General features: G+C 71.6%; 16 protein-coding genes and 1 pseudogene. 9 read left to right on the plus strand and 8 right to left on the minus strand.

All coding sequences use genetic code 11. The features are described from left to right. The first annotated feature begins 103 nt into the window (after positions 1-103). The 6 genes from VNT59_RS02060 (at position 104) to VNT59_RS02085 (ending at position 7383) form a co-directional block, all read left to right on the plus strand. A complete protein-coding gene (locus VNT59_RS02060; protein ID WP_325496134.1) occupies positions 104-2365 on the plus strand; it encodes a hybrid sensor histidine kinase/response regulator in 2262 nt (753 codons plus the stop codon). A 130-nt stretch (positions 2366-2495) separates the two neighbouring features. Continuing rightward, entirely contained in the window at positions 2496-3470 is a 975-nt protein-coding gene (locus tag VNT59_RS02065) for a thiamine pyrophosphate-dependent dehydrogenase E1 component subunit alpha (protein ID WP_325496233.1), read from the plus strand. Continuing rightward, positions 3461-4420 (plus strand): alpha-ketoacid dehydrogenase subunit beta, encoded by a 960-nt coding sequence (locus VNT59_RS02070; protein ID WP_325496136.1) that lies wholly within the window; start codon positions 3461-3463, stop codon positions 4418-4420. Before VNT59_RS02065 ends, VNT59_RS02070 begins: the two co-directional genes overlap by 10 nt. A 55-nt stretch (positions 4421-4475) precedes the next feature. Further along, a complete protein-coding gene (locus VNT59_RS02075; RefSeq protein ID WP_325496138.1) occupies positions 4476-5015 on the plus strand; it encodes a TRAP transporter small permease in 540 nt (179 codons plus the stop codon). Then, positions 5012-6310 carry a TRAP transporter large permease gene (locus VNT59_RS02080; RefSeq protein ID WP_325496140.1) on the plus strand — a complete coding sequence of 433 codons (1299 nt, stop codon included), beginning with the start codon at positions 5012-5014 and terminating at the stop codon, positions 6308-6310. The genes VNT59_RS02075 and VNT59_RS02080 overlap by 4 nt, the downstream gene beginning before the upstream one ends. A gap of 38 nt (positions 6311-6348) precedes the next feature. Next, positions 6349-7383 (plus strand): DctP family TRAP transporter solute-binding subunit, encoded by a 1035-nt coding sequence (locus tag VNT59_RS02085; RefSeq protein WP_325496142.1) that lies wholly within the window; start codon positions 6349-6351, stop codon positions 7381-7383. A 183-nt stretch (positions 7384-7566) separates the two neighbouring features. Here VNT59_RS02085 and VNT59_RS02090 read toward each other — a convergent pair whose 3' ends face one another. From VNT59_RS02090 to VNT59_RS02105, 4 genes are all read right to left on the minus strand, one after another. Beyond that, a complete protein-coding gene (locus tag VNT59_RS02090) occupies positions 7567-7734 on the minus strand; it encodes a hypothetical protein (RefSeq protein WP_325496144.1) in 168 nt (55 codons plus the stop codon). A 270-nt stretch (positions 7735-8004) separates the two neighbouring features. Next, complete coding sequence (locus tag VNT59_RS02095; protein WP_325496146.1) at positions 8005-8928, minus strand: aldose 1-epimerase; 924 nt, start codon at positions 8926-8928, stop codon at positions 8005-8007. A 37-nt stretch (positions 8929-8965) separates the two neighbouring features. Then, entirely contained in the window at positions 8966-9643 is a 678-nt protein-coding gene (locus VNT59_RS02100; protein ID WP_325496148.1) for a hypothetical protein, read from the minus strand. 123 nt (positions 9644-9766) lie between these two features. Further along, positions 9767-10702 (minus strand): reductase, encoded by a 936-nt coding sequence (locus VNT59_RS02105; RefSeq protein ID WP_325496150.1) that lies wholly within the window; start codon positions 10700-10702, stop codon positions 9767-9769. A 318-nt stretch (positions 10703-11020) separates the two neighbouring features. Between VNT59_RS02105 and VNT59_RS02110 the strand changes: the two genes are divergently transcribed. Further along, positions 11021-12361 (plus strand): anaerobic C4-dicarboxylate transporter, encoded by a 1341-nt coding sequence (locus tag VNT59_RS02110; protein ID WP_325496152.1) that lies wholly within the window; start codon positions 11021-11023, stop codon positions 12359-12361. A gap of 95 nt (positions 12362-12456) precedes the next feature. On the opposite strand, the gene VNT59_RS02115 is transcribed toward VNT59_RS02110, so the two are convergent. Next, positions 12457-13287, minus strand: a complete 831-nt coding sequence (locus tag VNT59_RS02115; protein WP_325496154.1) for a DUF4886 domain-containing protein — start codon at positions 13285-13287, stop codon at positions 12457-12459. 227 nt (positions 13288-13514) lie between these two features. Here VNT59_RS02115 and VNT59_RS21870 point away from each other — a divergent pair. Together VNT59_RS21870 and VNT59_RS02120 are read left to right on the plus strand one after the other, a co-directional pair. Next, positions 13515-13658, plus strand: a pseudogene (locus VNT59_RS21870) (FAD-dependent monooxygenase); the annotation flags it as partial. Positions 13659-13701: 43 nt separating this feature from the next. Then, positions 13702-14691 carry an NAD(P)/FAD-dependent oxidoreductase gene (locus VNT59_RS02120; RefSeq protein ID WP_325496156.1) on the plus strand — a complete coding sequence of 330 codons (990 nt, stop codon included), beginning with the start codon at positions 13702-13704 and terminating at the stop codon, positions 14689-14691. Positions 14692-14732: 41 nt separating this feature from the next. Here VNT59_RS02120 and VNT59_RS02125 read toward each other — a convergent pair whose 3' ends face one another. The 3 genes from VNT59_RS02125 to xdhA form a co-directional block, all read right to left on the minus strand. Further along, on the minus strand, positions 14733-14951 hold the full coding sequence (locus VNT59_RS02125) for a DUF1059 domain-containing protein (protein WP_325496158.1): 219 nt from the start codon (positions 14949-14951) through the stop codon (positions 14733-14735). 146 nt (positions 14952-15097) lie between these two features. After that, the gene (xdhB, locus tag VNT59_RS02130) at positions 15098-17488 is read right to left on the minus strand and encodes a xanthine dehydrogenase molybdopterin binding subunit (protein WP_325496160.1); all 2391 of its coding nucleotides are present in this window, start codon (positions 17486-17488) and stop codon (positions 15098-15100) included. Next, positions 17485-18987: a xanthine dehydrogenase small subunit gene (xdhA, locus tag VNT59_RS02135; protein WP_325496162.1), complete on the minus strand. Its 1503-nt coding sequence runs from the start codon at positions 18985-18987 to the stop codon at positions 17485-17487. The genes xdhB and xdhA overlap by 4 nt, the downstream gene beginning before the upstream one ends. Between the last annotated feature and the right edge of the window lie 59 nt (positions 18988-19046).

Raw genomic sequence — 19046 nt, forward strand, 5'->3', positions numbered from 1 at the left:
AACCGCCATGGTGCCATGAGCCAGGCTGCGACGGCAGGGCTTTCCGGTAGCATCGCGCGACGCGGCGGCCCGGTCCGGTGGGGCCGGCGAAACCGAGCAGCCGATGGCCGACCCGTCCGAACCGCAGTCCCCGGCACCGCCGCCCGCCGCCCGGCCGGCGCAGCTGCGATCGCGCCTGTTCGTGCTGGCCGCCAGCGGCCTGCTGCCGCTGGCGCTGATGGCCGGGATCGCGCTCGCCTCTCTCGTCGAGGACCGCCAGGCCGCGACCCAGCATTCGGCGCTGACGCTGTCGCGCGCACTGGCCACCGCCGTCGATGCCGACCTGCGGGCCACCGTGGCCGTGCTGGGCACGCTGTCGCAAAACGAGGACTTGCAGGACGGCCAGTTCGAACGCTTCTATCGCGTCGCCCGGCGCGTGGCCGTGCAGCAGGGCTGGCGCGCGATCGTCCTGAGCGACGCCAAGGGCCAGGTCGTCGTCCGCACGGCCGCGCCCTTCGGCCACGCCGACCGGCGCCCGGTCGAGCCCGAGAGCATCGCCCAGGCCCTCGCGCTGCAGCGGCCCGTGGTCGGCGTGGTCACCGAGGGCTCGGCGCCGGGACAGGCGTTCGGCGTGCGGCTGCCGCTGCGGCTGCGCAGCAACGACCAGTACGTGCTGTCGGCCGTGCTGAATACCGATCAGGTCCTGAACGTGCTGCAACGCCAGTCGGTGCCGGGCGCCTGGGTGGTCGCCGTGTTCGACCGCAGCGGCCACCGCGTCGCGCGCACGCGGCAGGCGCTGAACCAGCGGCCGTCGCCGAGCCTGGCGGCACTGCTGCGGGAAGGGCGGGCCGAAGGCGTGGGCGTGACGACGACGCTGGAGGGCCAGCGCAGCCTCACCGGGTACACCAGGCTGCCGGACTCGGGCTGGGTGATCGCGGTGGCGATCCCGGCCGCCGAAGCGCAGGAGGTCGCCCTGGGTCCGATGCTGGCGGTGCTGCTGGGACTGGTCGCCTCGCTGGCGCTGTCGGCGTATCTCGGCTGGATCTTCGCCGGCCGGGTGAGCAAGCCGATCGGGGTGCTCAAGGACGCCGCCGCCGCGCTCGGACGCGGCGAGCCGGTGCAGCCGACCGGCCTGGAGATCGCCGAGCTGGAGGAAGTGGGCGGGGCGCTGGCGCGGGCGTCGGCGCAGCGCGAGCAGTTCATGCAGGAGCTGCGCCAGGGACAGGCCGAGCGCGAGGCGCTGCTGCGGCAGGTGACCGACGCCTTGCGCGCGGCGGAGGACGCCGGCCGCATCAAGGACGAATTCCTGGCCATCCTCGGCCACGAGCTGCGCAACCCGCTGGCGCCGATCGCGATGGCGATGCAGCTGATGGCGATCAAGGGCGATCCGGCCACGACGGCCGAACGGCGGATCGTGGACCGCCAGCTGGCGCACATGACGCGGCTGGTCGACGATCTGCTGGACCTGTCGCGCATCACCGGCAAGCGGCTGGCGATGAAGATGGCGCCGCTGCGGGTGGGCGAACTGGTGCAGCAGGCGGCCGATGCCATCGGTCCGGTGCTCGGCGGCCGGCGCCTGCGGGTCGAGATCGCCTCGGCGGCGGCCGACGCCTGGGTGTCGGGCGACGAGGCCCGGCTGGCCCAGGTGTTCGGCAACCTGCTGGGCAACGCGGTGAAGTTCACCCCGGCCGATGGCGAACTTGCGATCGCGGCGCGGCTGACCGACGGCGCCGTCGAGATCGAGGTGGGCGACAGCGGCTCGGGCATGTCGCCCGACGTGCTGGCGCGCGCGTTCGAGCCGTTCTTCCAGGAGCGGCAGGGCGACGACCGCTCGCGCGGCGGGCTCGGCCTGGGACTGGCGATCGTCAAGAGCCTGGTCGAGATGCACGGCGGCAGCGTGCTGGCCGAGAGCGCGGGCCACAACCGCGGCAGCCGGGTGCGCGTGCGGCTGCCGCTCGCGAGCTCGCCGGCGCCTGCCGATCCGGTCCCCACGGTGCCGGCGCCCGGCGGCGCGGGCCGGGTGCTGCTGGTCGACGACAACCGCGATGCCGCGGATACCAGCGCCGCGCTGCTGGAGATCAGCGGCTATGAAACCCGCGTCGCGTACGACCCGCGGGACGCGCTGGCGCTGCTGGCCGACTACGCGCCCGACGTCGCCGTCCTCGACATCGGCCTGCCCGGCATGAGCGGCTACGAGCTGGCGCGGCATGTGCGGGCGCATCCGAACGGGGCCCATTGCGGGCTGATCGCGCTGACCGGCTACGGCCAGGCCGACGACGTCGCGATGGCCAGGCAGCACGGCTTCGACGTGCACCTGGCCAAGCCGGCGGCGGCCGACGTGTTGCTCGCCCGGATCGCGGAGCTGATCGAGCGGCGCCGGAATTAGGTCCGCCGCGGCGCGGTCCGCGTGTTCGGGGCGGCGGGGCACGGCGTCCCGGCCCCTACAATGTTTTCTCATCCTTTGGGGCGGCATCGTGACGGACGCAGCACAGACCCTGGCGGCCCTGTACCGCACCATGGTCCGGATCAGGGCTTTCGAAAACGCGGCCGAGACCGCCAGCCAGGGCGGCGTCAGTGCCTTCGGCGTGGCCGCCGGCACGGCGGCCAAGGTGCGCGGGCCGCTCCATCTGTCCACCGGCCAAGAAGCCGTGGCCGCGGGCGTGTGCGCGCACTTGCGGCGCGAGGACTATCTGACTTCCACCCACCGCGGCCACGGCCACACGCTGGCCAAGGGCGCGCAGCCCGATCGCATGATGTGCGAACTGTTCGGCAAGGCGCCGGGCTACAACGGCGGCAAGGGCGGCTCGATGCACATCGCCGACTTCTCGGTCGGAATGCTGGGCGCCAACGGCGTGGTGGCCGCCGGCCTGCCGATCGCCGTCGGCGCGGCCCACGCGCAGAAGCTGCTCGGGCGCCGCGCGATCACTGCCTGCTTCTTCGGCGACGGCGCGATCAACCGCGGTCCCTTCCTCGAGGCGCTCAACTGGGCGCGGGTCTACCAACTGCCGGTGCTGTTCGTCTGCGAGGACAACCGCTGGAGTGCCACGACCGCCAGCGGCCCCATGACCGGGGGCGAGGGCGCGGCTGCGCGCGCGGCCAGCTGCGGCATCCCGGCGCAGCCGGCCGACGGCAACGACGTGCTCGCCGTGCACCAGGCCGCCGCGCGGCTGGTGGGCGAAGTGCGGCGCGGCGGCGGACCGCGCCTGCTGCACGCGCTGACGTACCGGGTCAAGGGTCATGTGTCGGTCGACGCCGCCGCCTACCGGGACCCCGCCGAAGTGGCCGCGGCGCTGGCGACCGACCCCATCGCGCGGGCGCGGCAACGCTATCTGGCGCTGCCCGACACCTCCGCGGCGACGCTGGACCAGCTCGATCGCGACGCGGCGCGGGAAATCGAAGCCGCCGTGGCGGCCGCCAACGCGGCGCCCTGGCCCCCGGCGGCGGCGGCCTATGCCGACGTGCAGGACACCGGAGCCGGTCAATGGCGGTGATGACGTACGCGCAGGCGGCGGCGCTGGCGCTGCAGCACGAGATGGAAGCCGATGCGACGGTGGTCGCGATCGGCGAGGACGTCGGGCGCGGTGGCATCTTCGGCCAGTACGCCGGCCTGCAGGCGCGCTTCGGCCCGCAGCGTGTCGTCGACACGCCGATCAGCGAGGCGGCGATCATGGGCGCCGGCGTCGGCATGGCGCTCGCGGGCCTGCGGCCGGTGGTCGAGATGCGGGTGGTCGACTTCGCCCTGTGCGCCATGGACGAACTGGTGAACCAGGCCGCCAAGAACCGCTTCATGTTCGGCGGCCAGGGCCGCGTTCCGATGGTGGTGCGCATGCCGATCGGCATCTGGGACGCCTCGGCGGCGCAACACTCGCAGTCGCTGGAGAGCTGGTTCGCGCACATGCCCGGCCTGGTGGTGGTCTGCCCGGCCACGCCGCAGGACAACTATTCGATGCTGCGCGCGGCGCTGGCCAGCGGCGACCCCGTCGTCTACATGGAGCACAAGACGCTGTGGGGCCTCGCGGGCGAGGTCGATCCCGCGCGGGCGGTGCGGCTGGGAACCGCGCGTGTCGCGCGGCCCGGCCGCGACGTCACGGTGGTGAGCTGGAGCCGGCAGCTGCAAGCCTGCGCGCAGGCCTGCGAAGCGCTGGCGGCCGACGGCGTCGAGGCCGAACTGATCGACCTGCGCTCGATCTGGCCCTGGGACCGCGACAGCGTCCTGGGCTCCTGCGCCCGCACCGGACGGCTGCTGGTGGTGCACGAGGCCGTGCAGGCGGCCGGCTTCGGCGCGGAGCTCGCCGCCACGGCGGCGGAGGCGACCGGCTGCCGGGTGCGACGGCTGGGCGCCCCGCGGATCCCGGTCGGCTACGCGCCGGTCCTGGAGGCCGAATCGCGCGTGACCGCCGACCAGATCGCCGCCGCCGCGCGCGCGCTCGCCGGGCGCTAGAGGTATCCACCATGGCCGCCCCGGGACCGCGTCTGTAACCTTTCACCCCGAATCCATGTCCGCATCTTCCGAAGACACCACGCACATCGCCGGCGAGCTGCCGGACCCCGCCGGCATCGAGGAGCCCACCCGCGTGCCGCTGGCGATCGAGGACTGGCTCACCGTGATCGTGATGGCCCTGCTGGCGCTGATCACGTTCGCCAACGTGCTGGTGCGCTACTTCACCGACCAGTCGTTCGCCTGGACCGAGGAGTTCTCGGTGTTCCTGATGATCGTGCTGGCGCTGGTGGCCGGCTCCGCCTCGGTCGCGCGCAACCTGCAGATCCGCATCGAGTACTTCGCCGACAACGGCTCGCCGGCCAGGCAGCGGCGGCTGGCCCAGTTCGGCGCGCTCATGGTGTTCGCGCTGTTCGCGCTGATCGCCGTCCTCAGCACCCGCATGGTCTACGACGACTTCAGCTACGGCGAGACCTCGCCCGGCATCGGCGTGCCGCAGTGGTGGTACACGATCTGGCTGCCGGTCATGTCGGTGGCCATCGCCGGCCGTGCCCTGGGCCTGTTCGTCCGCCGCGGGCGGAAGGCAGGCGCCGAATGATCGCGACGCTGCTGTTCGTCGCCTTCATCGTCATGCTGCTGGCGGGCGTGCCGATCGGCGCCGCGCTGGGCCTGGCCGGCGCCGTCTGCATCGCCATCGCCAATCGCGACGCCCAGTGGTTCGGCCTGCTGGCGGTGCCGCAGAATTTCTACGCCGGCCTGGGCAAGTACCCGCTGCTGGCGATCCCGATGTTCGTGCTGGTCGGCTCGATCTTCGACCGCTCCGGCGTCGCCTCGCGGCTGGTGAACTTCGCCATCGCCATCGTCGGCCGCGGCCCCGGCATGCTGCCGCTGGTGGCGATCGGCGTGGCGATGTTCCTGGGCGGCATCTCCGGCTCGGGCCCGGCCAACGCCGCGGCGGTGGGCGCCGTGATGATCGCGGCGATGCGGCGCGCCGGCTATCCGCCGGCGTACGCGGCCAGCGTCGTCGGCGCCGCCGCGGCGACCGACATCCTGATTCCGCCGTCGGTGGCCTTCATCGTGTATTCGGTGCTGGTGCCCAACGCCTCGGTGCCGGCGCTGTTCGCCGCCGGCATGGTGCCGGGGATCCTGGCCGGGCTGGCGCTGATGATTCCGGCGGTGCTGCTGGCGCGCAGGCACGACATGGGACAGCTCGAGTCGAGCCTGCCCCGGCCGGCGTTCTGGGCCAGCCTGCGCGAGGCGAGCTGGGGCCTGTTCGCTCCGGTGCTGATCCTGGGCGGCATGCGCGCCGGCTGGTTCACGCCGACCGAGGCCGCGGTGGTCGCGGTGTTCTACGGGCTGTTCGTCGGCATGGCGATCCACCGGACGATCCGCGTGCGCGACCTGTTCGTGATCCTGCGCGAGTCGGGCGAGCTGTCGGCGGTGATCCTGCTGGTGGTGTCGCTGGCCGGCATCTTCGCCTATTCGCTGTCGACGCTGGGCGTGATCGATCCGGTGACGCGGGCGATCGTCGATTCCGGCCTGGGCGAATACGGCGTGCTCTCGCTGCTGATCGCGCTGCTGATCACCGTGGGCATGTTCCTCGACGGCGTGTCGATCTTCCTGATCTTCGTGCCGCTGCTGCTGCCGATCGTCAACCACTACCACTGGGACGTGGTCTGGTTCGGCGTCATTCTCACGCTGAAGGTGTCGCTGGGCCAGTTCACGCCGCCGCTGGCGGTCAACCTGATGGTGTCGTGCCGCATCGCGCGAGTACCCATGGAGGACACCGTGCGCTGGGTCGGCTGGATGCTGTTCTCGATGTTCTGCGTGATGGTGATGGTGATCGCCTGGCCGCAGCTCGCGCTCTGGCTGCCGCGTCACCTCGGCTACTGATTCGTTCCACCCGCTTCGTTCACCCAAGGAGACCACAGATGAAATTCCGCCGCACCGTGCTGGGCCTGGCCGTCGCCGCCACCGCCCTCGCGTTTGGCACCGGCGCCATGGCGCAGGCCGCCTACAAGCCCGAATACAAGATGTCGCTGGTGCTGGGTCCGCCCACCCCGTGGGGCATGGCCGGCAAGATCTGGGCCGACCTGGTCAAGGAGCGCACGCAGGGGCGCATCAACATCAAGCTGTATCCCGGGGTCTCGCTGATCCAGGGCGACCAGACGCGTGAGTTCAGCGCGCTGCGCCAGGGCGTGATCGACATGGCGATCGGCTCGACCATCAACTGGTCGCCGCAGGTCAAGGAGCTGAACCTGTTCTCGATGCCGTTCCTGATGCCCGACTACGCCGCCGTGGATGCGCTGACGCAGGGCGAGGTCGGCAAGCGGATCTTCCAGACCGTCGAGAAGGCCGGCGTGGTGCCGCTGGCCTGGGGCGAGAACGGCACGCGCGAGCTGACCAATTCCAAGAAGCCGGTGAAGTCGCCCGAGGACCTCAAGGGCATGAAGATCCGCGTGGTCGGCTCGCCGCTGTTCTCCGACACCTTCAACGCGCTGGGCGCGAATCCGACGCAGATGAGCTGGGCCGATGCCCAGCCGGCGCTGGCCAGCGGCGCGGTGGACGGCCAGGAGAACCCGATGTTCCTGTTCACCATCCTGAAGATGCACACCGTCGGGCAGAAGTACGTGACCACCTGGGGCTACGTCACCGACCCGCTGATCTTCGTGGTCAACAAGGAAATCTGGAATTCGTGGACGCCGGCCGACCAGAAGATCGTGCGCGAGGCGGCGGTGGAAGCCGGCCGCCAGGAAATCGCGCTGGCCCGCAAGGGACTGGTGGAAGCCGACAAGCCGCTGCTCAAGGAAGTGGCCGGGCTGGGCGTGACGGTGACGCAGCTCTCGCCGGCCGAGCGCGAGGCCTTCGTCAAGGCGACCCGCCCGGTCTACAACAAGTGGAAGGCGACCGTGGGCGCCGACCTGGTCAACACGGCCGAGAAGTCGATCGCGGCGCGCAAGAAGTAGGGGCCGACCCAACCCAACAGCCGAACGCAGAGGAGGCAAAAGGACGCAGAGGCCGCAGAAAGTTCAGACAGAGAGTTCGTCTTGCCTCCCTGCACCGGGCTTCGTTCGCGGCCACTGCGTGACCTCTGCGCCCCTCTGCGTTCGGCTGCTGGGTTTGCGCCGTGCGCCGCGCGGCGGACGGGCTCACCGCGAGAAGCTGCTGACGGCGAACATGCGCCTGGCCTTGTCGTTGAGCTCCTGCTGCCTCAGCATGATGCGGGGCAGGTCCGGATGCAGCGGGTTGATCTCGCGCATCGCCCAGCGGTAGAAGGCCTGGGCGACCATGACGTGGATGAGGCTGAGGATTTTCATTGCTCTATCGTGCCGAGCGGCCGAATCCACGTTGTAGGCAGCAGGCTCGTCCATATCGGCGCTTGTCTGACACGCGGTGTCGGACGAAATGGACGATTCGCCCGGCAGCGGCTTGTTGCCTTGCTCACCAACGGTTGCGCTGCCTCAGCAGCGGCCCCCGGTATTTTCCCTGGCGCGGCGACCGCTGTGGCGCGCGGGCCACGGCCGGGACGGGCTGACAGGCGGAGCGGGCCCGCGCTCTGGCGCAGCCGCTCGGCGTGAAGCCGCAAGTCAGTCCCACCGCGGCGACAGCGTGAAGCGAGCCTCGAGCGTGGCGCCGGGTTCCAGCCGGGCGCCGCCGAGCGGACCGCGCCCGTACTCGGGCAGCAGGTTCAGCCAGTCGGTGCACTGGCTCACCGGCTCGGCGCAGAAGTGGTCGGCGCCGCGCGGGCAGTACAGCACGAAGTAGTCGAGCGGCGCCTGGGCCTCCATCAGCAGGCTGCGGCGCGGTCCCTGCGCATCGAGCGGCCACTCCACCAGCGTGCGGTGCTCCCAGCCGACGAAGTTGTTGTCGAGATCGAGCTGCGACAGCAGCACGCCCTCGCGCAGCTGCGCCACCGCATCGGTGACCTCCAGCGCCGTCGGCATCACTTCGGCGTCGCCGACCCACATCGCCGCCGCCGGGCTGGTGAGCCTGGTGCCGCTGGGATGCGGAAAGTAGGGGTGGTGGCCGATGCCGGCCGGCATCGCCGCCGTGTCCAGGTTGGTGACCGTCATCGTCACGCGCAACTGCTGCGGCGTGAGCTCCAGATGCTGTTCGGCGCAGAAGCGCCAGGGCCAGGCCGGGCTGGCGGATGCCTCCAGCCGCAGCGACGCGTGGTGGTCGCCGCGCAGCGTCACGGTCCAGGGTCGCTGCCAGCCGATGCCGTGCAGCGGATGCGGCGAGGCCTGCGCGGGATGGTTGGACGGAAAGCGCAGCTCCCGGCCCTCGAAGCTGGCGCGGCCGTGGCGGATGCGGTTGCAGAACGGCACCAGCGGGAAGCTGGCCATGGCGAGCGGGTCGCCGCGGGCCAGCCCGTGCGCGCTGGCCGGACGCAGCCAGTCCACCCGGCCGCTGCGGCCGCCGGCGTGCCACGCGCCGTCGAAGCGCGCGAGCGAGCCTCCGACGGCGGGCGCGACCTGCAGGCGCAACGGCCCGGCGGTCAGTTCGAGCAAACGGGAGCCGTCTTGCAGGTCGCCGGATGCGCGTGGCTCAGCGGCCATCGCCGTCGGCGTCGCCCGGCAGCTTGCGCTCCAGGCGATCCCAGCCGGCGCGCGCGGCATGGCGCGCTTCGTCCCAGCTCAGGCGCGACTGCGCGCGGTAGGACTCGTCCCAGTCGCTGCGGAACGAGGGCTCGTAGGTGTCGAAGTCGCCCTGGTCGTAGCGGGCCCGGCTTTCCCAGCCCAGCCGGTAGGCCGGCTGGTAGTCGTCGTACGTGCGCTCGGGGTTGTAGTACGGCTCGTTGACATGGTTTTCGCGCCAGTACGCATCCTCGTGATCGTGGTTCACGGCGTGCGCGGCGCCCTTGCCCGCCATGCCACCGGCCACCGCGCCCGCGACCGCGCCGACGCCGGCGCCCACCGGACCGGCCATCGCGCCGCCGGCGGTGGCGCCGGCCGCCGCGCCGCCACCGACGCCCAGCCCCTTGCCGAGGTTGTGTTCATGCTGGTAGTCCTGCGGCTGCGGATGGGCCGCCTCGGCCGCGCCGCGGCCCACCAGGCCGCCGGCCACGGCGCCGATCACGCCGCCGACGGCCGCGCCGACCGGCCCGCCGACCACGGAGCCGGCGGTGGCGCCCGCCACCGCGCCGCCCGCGGCGCCGATGCCGGTGCCGATCGGATGGTCCTTGGTGATGTTGTCGAGATCGTCGATCTTTTCCTTGGCAGCCATGTATTTCTCCTGGATGGTTCGAAAGTGGCTCCATGGTCGGGCGACCTCCGGCTGGCCGGCGTCAGCCGCGGGACCAGGTGCTCGTAGGAATCGGATGCGGGCCCGCGTCTGCGCCGCCGCGCCTCAAGGGCCCCGCAGCTGCCTGGCCGTGGCCTTGGACTCATCGAACTGCGCCCGCAGCCGAGCCAGTTCGTCAGCGCTGGCGCGCGCCGCGTTGCAGTAGTCCAGCTTCCAGTCGGCCGAGGCGCTCCAGCGCTGGGGCGACTGCACGGTGGTGCGCGGCGCCGGCGCGGACTCGAGCACGCGCAGGGCAAGCTCCAGCGTGTCGGCCTGGGACCGCAGATCGTGCGGCTTGCCGGCGGGGTTGCCCAGCGGGAAGTCGCTGAACAGGAAGCGCGGCACGCCGGCATGCTCGACCACGTCCTTGGCGCAGCCCAGCACCACCGTCGCGATGCCGGCGGCTTCCAGCGCCCGGGCCACCAGGGCGAGCGTCTGGTGGCACACCGGGCAGTTCGCCAGCAGCAGCGCCACGTCCACGCCGTCGGCGCGGCAGCGGTCGACGATCTCGGGCGCATCGACCGCCATCGTGTGACGCTGGCTGCGGTTGGTCGGCGCGCCGTGGAAGCGCGGCGCGAGCTCGCCGACGCGCCCTTGCGCCACCGCCCGGCGCAGCGCCGGCAGCGCAAACCAGGTGCCGCTGTCTTCCATGCTGGTGTGCCGGCGGTCGATCGCGACGTGCGAGATGCGCAGGTCGTGGTCGCGCGCGGTGTCGCCCGAATACACGGCGTAGAACTTCGCCGCGGCGTTGTACGGCGCGCCCGGTCCCTGCGGTCCCTTGTCGGGCTGGTAGGGCGCGGCGGTGGTGACGACCGTCGCGCGCGCCTGCGCCAGCGGCTTGCGCGGCGCCTGGAACGGCACGGCGCCGAAATGGGCCCAGCGATAGGGATTGCCGTAACCGAGCGCGAGGTACCAGTCGCGCGTGCGCTGCATGTAGGCAACCGGGATGTCGTCTTCGGGCGCGAAGCCCAGGTCGGCGTCGCTGCCAGCGGCGATGTTCATCGGTGACCTCCTGCCGCGATTGTCGGGCCGCCGCCTGCCGCCGCGGATCGCGTTTGACACGCATCAACAGGGTTAACCCTAGGGTGCTCCACAATGAAACCGTTGCTGATGGCCCGGTGTTCCCGGGGCACGGCGACCCAACCCGCACTCCCCGGAGGGGCTGCAGACTCGATGTCGATGGCGGGCTGGCTCCCCGGCCGACCGGGCGCATCGCGCCCAGCGGGCGATGCAGGCCACCTGCATGTCCGCAAGCTGGCCGGACTTTCGACAAAGAAGAAAGGACCCGCATCCTGGCCGCAGGCCGGGAGGGGACTTGCCATGCTGTTCGCACTGCAACTTGCCATCGTCCTGATCTGCCTGTTCTACGGCGCACGCAAGGGCGGCATCGCCCTCGGCCTGCTGGGAGGGATCGGACTCGTCATCCTCGTGTTCGGCTTCCGCCTGCCCGCCGGCAAGCCGCCGGTGGACGTGATGCTCACCATCGTCGCCGTGGTCGCCGCCTCCGCCACGCTGCAGGCCTCGGGCGGGCTGGACGTGATGCTGCAGGCGGCCGAGAAGATCCTGCGCCGCAATCCCAAGTACGTGTCGATCCTGGCGCCGTTCACCACCTGCGTGCTGACGATGCTGTGCGGCACCGGCCACGTCGTCTACACGATGCTGCCGATCATCTACGACGTCGCCATCAAGAACGACATCCGCCCCGAGCGGCCGATGGCCGGCGCCTCGATCGCCAGCCAGATGGGCATCCTCGCCAGCCCGGTTTCCGTGGCGGTGGTGTCGCTTGCCGCCTTCCTGGCCAAGGCGCCGGCCGGCGGCGTCCCCATCAGCTTCGTCACGCTGCTGTCGATCACCATTCCCGCCACGCTGCTGGGCGTGCTGGCGATCGGCATCTTCAGCTGGTTCCGCGGCAAGGACCTCGCCGACGACGCGGAATTCCAGGCCCGCATCGCCGACCCCGAGAACCGCAAGCGCATCTACGGCGACTCCACCACGCTGCTGGGCAAGAAGCTCGGCGCGGGCCAGTGGGCGGCGATGTGGCTGTTCCTCGGCGCGATCGTCGTGGTCGCGATCCTGGGCGCCTTCGAATCGCTGCGGCCGATGGTCGCCGGCAAGCCGCTGTCGATGATCCTCACCATCCAGATGTTCATGCTGCTGGCCGGGGCGCTGATGGTGGTGCTGACCAAGACCGACCCGGCCGCGATCGGCAAGAGCGAAGTGTTCCGCGCCGGCATGATCGCGGTGATCGCCGTGTTCGGCATCGCCTGGATGGCCGACACCGTGTTCGAGGCCAACCTGCCGGGCCTGAAGGCCGGCCTGGCGGAGGTCGTGAAGACGCATCCCTGGGCCTACGCGCTGGCGCTGCTGCTGGTATCGAAGCTGGTGAACTCGCAGGCCGCCGCCGTCAGCGCGATGGTGCCGGTGGCCCTGGCGATCGGCGTGCCGCCCGGCTACATCGTGGCGTTCGCCGCCGCCAGCTACGGCTACTACATCCTGCCGACCTATCCGAGCGACCTGGCGACGATCCAGTTCGACCGCTCGGGCACCAGCCGCATCGGCAAGTACGTGATCAACCACAGCTTCATCCTGCCGGGCCTGATCGGCGTGGCGACGTCCTGCCTGTTCGGCCTGGTGCTGGCGACCGCGCGCGGGCTGATCTGACGCGGGGAGCAGCGGCCGCGACGAACGCGAACCGCCGCCGGTGAGCCAAAAGAGAAAGGACGGCGCGAGCCGTCCTTCTTCTTTCGGAGGCGCCCTCAGGGTTGCCGGTAGGCCTGCACCGTCTCCCACGCCACCGCCTGCAGGTGGCGCGCGACGGCCGGATCGAGTCCCGCGGCATACGAGAGGCCGACCGGCGACTTCCCGAACAGCGTCGCGTAGGTGGTGCAGGCGGCGAGGTAGCTGCCGGCGACGCTGGGATGGCGCTTGTCGGCCGCGTACAGCTCCAGCTCCGGCTTCAGGGCCACCGAACGGGCGAAGGCCAGACCGGCCGGAATCACCTGTGCCCGGTTCTCGCGGGCCGCGGCCGTGTAGGCGTCGGCCAGCCCCTGCGTCATCGAAGGCACGTCCTTGTACGCCCACGACATGAAGAACACCGGCCGGGCGCCGTGGCGGCGCACGATCTCGCTGTTCTTCCTCATGGACTCGGTGAACACGGTCTTGAGCTGCGGATGCACCGGGCACTGGCTGCAGTCCATCATCACCGCGACGTCGAACAGCCGGTCGAGCTTGTTGAAGACGACCTTGTTGTCGGACGTGAAGGAATACTTGCCGATGGCGTTCGGCCGGAGGTACGACTCGACGTCGTGCCAGTCGGCGCCGGAGCCGCTGATGGTGACCATGGTGTGGCGATGCCGGAAGCCGGGCAGGCCCTCGGCGACCAGGCGCGCCATGTGGGTGGTGATGCCGTTGTTGTAATAGAAGAAGCTGTTGCCGATGTAGATCGCCGAGGCCGGCGGTTGTCCCGCGGGCGCCATCGCCACCGGTGCGGCGGCGGGCGCGGACAGGGGCGTGTGCGAGCACGCGGCGAGCGCGAGCAAGGCGGCAGCCAGCAGGGTGCGGAACGCCGCGGCGGACAGGCGGGACATGGAGGCTCCTCGTTGTTGGGGCGGTCACAGCCTACCCGGGCGGGCCGGCGCGGCCCATCGGTGGTTTCAGCAGTGGGCCGCACCGGCGGTCGCAGCAAAGACACCCGACGGCGACTTTGGACCGAGGCGCCCCGCGCGTTGTCACGGGATGAGGGCAAGTCCCATTCCAGCGGCGCCCGCCGGACCCAGAATTCGAGTCTTGGCGACAGCGCTCAGGGAGGCAAACGATGCCGGATGCAGGGGTGGACCCCGACGCCGCGGACAGCGAAGTGCTGGTGATCGGTGCCGGTCCGGCCGGGCTGGCGGTGTCGGCCTGCCTGATCCGCCAGGGGCTGCGGCCGCGCGTGATCGAGAAGGCGCAGAGCGTGGGCGCTTCCTGGCACGGGCATCCACCGGCGCCTGCACCTGCACACCGTGAGCCGCCATTCGGCGCTGCCGTTCGTGCCGTTTCCTGCCGGCTCGCCGCGCTACGTGCCGCGCGAACAGGTGGCCGAGTACCTGGAGTCGTACGCACGGCGCTTCGAGATCGCGCCCAGCTTCGGCGAGGAGGCGGTTGCGCTGGCCCGCCGCGGCGAGTCGTGGGCGACGTCGTGCCGCAGCGGCGCGCGCTTCCTGTCGCGGTATGTGGTCGTCGCCACCGGCGCGAACAACGTCCCGAACGTGCCGGCGTTCCCCGGCCAGCAGGCGTATCGCGGCCGGGTGATGCACAGCCGCGAGTACCGCACCGCCGCGCCTTTCGCCGCGCAGCGCGTGCTGGTCGTGGGGATGGGCAACACCGGCTCGGAGATCGCACTCGACCTGGCCGAACACGGCGTGCCCGTCGCGCTGGCCGTGCGCTCGCCGGTGAACGTGGTACGCCGCGACGTCCTGGGGCGGCCAACGCAGCTCACCTCGATGATGCTCGGGCGGCTGCCGACCCGGATCGGCGATGCGGTGGCACGCATGCTGCGCGACCTGACGGTGGGCGATCTCGGCCGCTGGGGCATCACCATGTCCAGCGTTTCGCCGCTGCGCCAGCTGCGCGAGGAGGGGCGCACGCCGATGATCGACGTAGGCACGCTGGCGATGATCAGGCGCGGCCGGATCGCGGTGCGTCCGGGCATCGACGCGTTCAGCGCCGACGGCGTGCGCTTCGTCGACGGCCGCAGCGACCCCTACGACACGGTCATCCTGGCCACGGGGTATCGCCCGGCGCTCGGGGCGCTGTTCCCTGGCCTCGCGCTCGAGGTCGACGCCAACGGGATGCCGGCGAGCCCGATCGGCTCCGGCGAATTCACGGGTGTCTTCTTCGCCGGCTTCGACGTGCGCCAGCCCGGCGGCCTGCTGCGCACCATCGGGCAGCAGGCCGTTCACATCGCGGCGCAGATCGCCCGACTGCGCAACGCGCGCGCGGCTGTCGACTGAAAGGCGCGACTCGGGCCCGCGTCGGCCCGCGCCCGGAACCATCACGCGTTCGCGTGCTGCACTGCCTCCAGTGGCGGTGTTCCCTCGTGGAAGGCGCCGCGGATCATTTCGCGGAACTCGGGCGTGTCCTGGTGGTGGTGAACGGACACAGCGTGCTGGACCGCCGCTTCGAGCAATTCCTGATCGGTGTCGGCGGCGATGGCCACGGTGCAGTTGGAGTCGCTCGGGACCTCACGGCAATCGATGTATTTGCGTGTCATGGGAACTCCTGTCGAAAGGGGTGGATCGACGCCGGCTGGCGTGCCGCTCCCGGGGGGCCCTCCCGCCGGTGCGCGGCAGAGCCTGTGTATACCCGGGCCGACCGGCCGCACCATCCCGCATTCACGGGACACCGCACCATCGGGCTTTACGCGCCGAGCGCCCGCAGCACGTTCTCCGGCGTCGCCGGGGCGTCCAGCCGGACCGCCGCGCCGCCGCGGGCGGCGCCGGCCGCCTCGCGCAAGGCTTCCCAGACGCTGATCGCCAGCATGAAGGGCGGCTCGCCGACCGCCTTGCTGCCGAACACGTTGTCCTCGGGATTGGGCTCGTGCCACAGCTCGATGTTGAAGTGCTCGGGCACGTCGCCCGTCGCCGGGATCTTGTAGGTGCTCGGCGCGTGCGTCGTGAGCAGGCCCTGCTCGTTCCACACCAGCTGCTCGGTGGTGAGCCAGCCGACGCCCTGGATGAAGCCGCCCTCGATCTGGCCGATGTCGATCGCCGGATTGATCGAGGTGCCCACGTCGTGCAGGATGTCGACCTTCAGCACCCGGCTCTCGCCGGTCAGCGTGTCGATGGCCACCTCGCTGCAGGCGGCGCCGTACGCGAAGTAGTAGAACGGCCGGCCCGTCAGGGTCGCCTTGTCGTAGTGGATCTTCGGCGTGCGGTAGAAGCCGTCGCTCCACAGCTGGATGCGGTTGGCGTAGGCCGCCTGCACCACCTCGTCGAAGCTGCGGGTGGTTTTCGGCGAGACCACGGCGCCGCCGCGGAACGTGATGGCGCCGGCGCCGCAACCGTCCAGGCCGGCGACGAACGAGGCCAGGTTGTCGCGGATGTTGCGGGCCGCGAACTGGGCGGCCCGGCCGTTCAGATCGGTCCCGCTGGACGCCGCCGTGGCCGACGCGTTGGGCACCTTGCCGGTCTCGGTGGCGGTGCAGCGCACCCGTTCGAACGGCACGCCCAGTTCGTCGGCCACCACCTGCATGATCTTGGTGTGCAGGCCCTGGCCCATCTCGGTGCCGCCGTGGTTCAGCTGCACGCTGCCGTCGGTGAACACGTGCACCAGCGCGCCGGCCTGGTTGAAGAAGGTGGCGGTGAAGCTGATGCCGAACTTGACCGGCGTGACGGCGATGCCGCGCTTGATGACCGGACTGGACGCGTTCCAGGCCGCGATGGCCGCGCGGCGCCGGCGGTAGCCGCAGGCCTGCTCGATCTTCGCCAGCAGCGGATGGAGGATGTTGTCCTCCACCTTCATCCGGTAGTGGGTGACGTTGCGGTCGTCGATGCCGTACAGGTTGCGTCGGCGCACGTCGAGCGGATCGAGCCCCAGGTGCCGCGCCACGTCGCCCAGGATCGCCTCGATCGCGATCACCCCCTGCGGGCCGCCGAAGCCGCGGAACGCGGTATGGCTCTGGGTGTTGGTCTTGCAGCGGTAGGAGGCGATCTCGACGTCGGAGAGGAAGTAGGCGTTGTCGCAGTGGAAGAGCGCGCGGTCGGCCACCGGACCGGAGAGGTCGGCCGAGAAGCCGCAGTTGGCCAGCATCGTCAGCTTGAGCGCCGTGACGAGGCCGCTGTCGTCGAAGCCGACCTCCCAGTCGTAGGCGAACGGATGGCGCTTGCCGGTGACCAGGAAGTCGTCGTCGCGGTCCAGCCGCAGCTTCACCGGGCGGCCGAACCGGCGCGCGGCCAGCGCGGCCCAGACCGCCACGTGGCCGGCCTGCGTCTCCTTGCCGCCGAAGCCGCCGCCCATGCGCCGGCACTCCACGGTGACGGCGTTGTTCTCCAGGCCGAGCGCGTGCGCCACCCAGTGCTGCACTTCGCCCGGATGCTGGGTGCTCGAATGGATGTGCCACTGGTCCTGTTCCAGCGGGATCGCGTAGGCCACCTGTCCCTCCAGGTAGAAGTGCTCCTGGCCGCCGACTTCGAGCTGCCCGGTCAGGCGGTGCGGCGCGCGCGCCAGCGCGGCTTCGGGCTCGCCGCGGCGCACGACCACCGGCGGCAGCACGTAGCTGCGTGCGGCGTGGGCCGCGCGCGGATCCAGGACGGCCGGCAAGGGATCGATCCGCACCTGCACCTGGCGCGCCGCGCGGCGCGCTGCCATCACGCTGTCGGCGACCACGACCCCGATCACCTGGCCCACATGTTCCACCGCGTCGCGCGCGAACACGGGCTCGTCGTGCACGAAAGTGGCGAGCATCGGATCGCCCGGGATATCGCCGGCCAGCACCACGCCGCGCACGCCGGGCAGCGCCAGCGCGGCGCCGGGATCGACCCCGCGCAGCCGGCCGTGCGCCACGGTGGAGAGGATGGGCGCCGCGTGCAGCGTGCCCTTGATCTCGGCCATGTCGTCGATGTAGGTGGCGCTGCCGGCCACCTGGGCGCGGGCGCTTTCGTGCGGCCGCGGCACGCCGCAGGCGGGGCCGGGCTGGCCGGCCGCGTGCGGCGACTGCGCGGCCGGCGCGAGGTTGCGCTCGCCGGCATCGGCCGGGCCGCCGGGGCCGCCGCCGGTGGCCGCCGTGAAGTCGGTCTCGCGCCGGTTCATGGCGCGCTCCCCAGCGGATCGAGCGCGGCAGCCGGCGGCACGCGCTCGAGGTTGATGTGGTCCAGGCCCTGGCTCTCCAGCCAGAAGCGCTGCATCAGGTTGCCCAGGACCTGGCGCCGGTAGCCCGCGGAGGCGCGCATGTCGGAGATCGGCTGGAACTCCGCGCGCAGGGCCGCCGCCGCCCGCTGCGCGGCCGCCTCGGTCCAGGGCCCGCCGCGCAGCGCTTCTTCGGTGCGCCTGGCCCGCGCCGGCGTCGCCGCCACGCCGCCGGCGCCGATCGAGACATCGGCCACCATGCCGTCCGCCAGCCGCAGGTCGACCACCAGGCACAGCGCCGAGATGTCGTCGTCGTAGCGCTTGGAGATCTTGTAGGCGCGCAGCAGCCCCGCGTCCGGCGCCGGCGCGCGCGGCGGGCGCGGCACCTTGATCCAGGCCAGCACCTCGTCGGCGGCCAGCACGTTGCGGCGGTACCCGGTGTAGAAGTCCTCCAGCGGCAGGGTCCGCTGGCCGCGCGCGCTGGCCAGCACGACCTGGGCCCGCAGCGCGATCAGCAGCGGCATCGAGTCGCCGATCGGCGAGCCGTTGGCCACGTTGCCGCCGAGCGTGCCCGAGTTGCGCACCGGCAGGCCGGCAAAGCGCGCCGTGAAGGTCTTCAGCTGCGGCCAGTGCGCGACCAGCGCGTCGAAGGCATCGGCCAGTGTCACGGCTGCGCCGATGGTCAGGTGGTCGGCGTCCAGCGCGATGCCCCGCAGTTCGGCGACCCGGGTCAGGTCCAGCACCAGCGGAAACTGCCGGTGCTGCTTGGTCACCCAGAGGCCAACGTCGGTGCAGCCCGCCACCAGTTGCGCGTGCGGGTGGGCGCTGCGCGCGGCCAGCAGCCCCGCGAGGTCGAGCGGCGCCAGGTAGGCCGATGCCGGCGTCGGCTCGCGCCGGGCCAGCTGCTGCAGCCGGGCGACCAGCGCCGGCTCGTCCACCGCCACCGCCGGCAGCTCGGCCATCGTCCGCGCCGCGTCCAGGATCGGCCGGTAGCCGGTGCAGCGGCAGAGGTTGCCCGACAGCGCCTCCTGCGCCTGCTCGCGCGTGATCGGCGCGCCGCGCCGCACCCGGCTCTGGTACAGGCCGAACAGGCTCATCACGAAGCCGGGCGTGCAGAAGCCGCATTGCGAGCCGTGGCAACGCACCATTGCCTCCTGGGCCGGATGCAGGCTGCCGTCGGGCGCGGCCAGGTCTTCCACCGTCCACAGCGCCATGCCGTCGATCGAGTGGGCGAGCCGGATGCAGCTGTTGATCGCGCGGTAGCGGATGCCGCCCGCCGCGCCAGGATCGAGCTCGCCGATCACGACGGTGCAGGCGCCACAGTCGCCTTCGCCGCAACCCTCCTTGGTGCCGGTGCAGCCCAGGTCCTCGCGCAGCAGCTCCAGCAGGGTGCGTTCGGGTGGTACATTGCTCAGCGCGACGAGTTCGCCGCGCCGCATGAAACGGATCGTCCTGACTTCCATGGGAGGCCAGTATGGTTGATTTCACGGCGTGCCGTGTCGGGCGCCGCCCCGAACCCACG

Origin of the sequence: Ramlibacter sp., assembly GCF_035554825.1 — a bacterium.
GTDB lineage: Bacteria > Pseudomonadota > Gammaproteobacteria > Burkholderiales > Burkholderiaceae_C > Ramlibacter.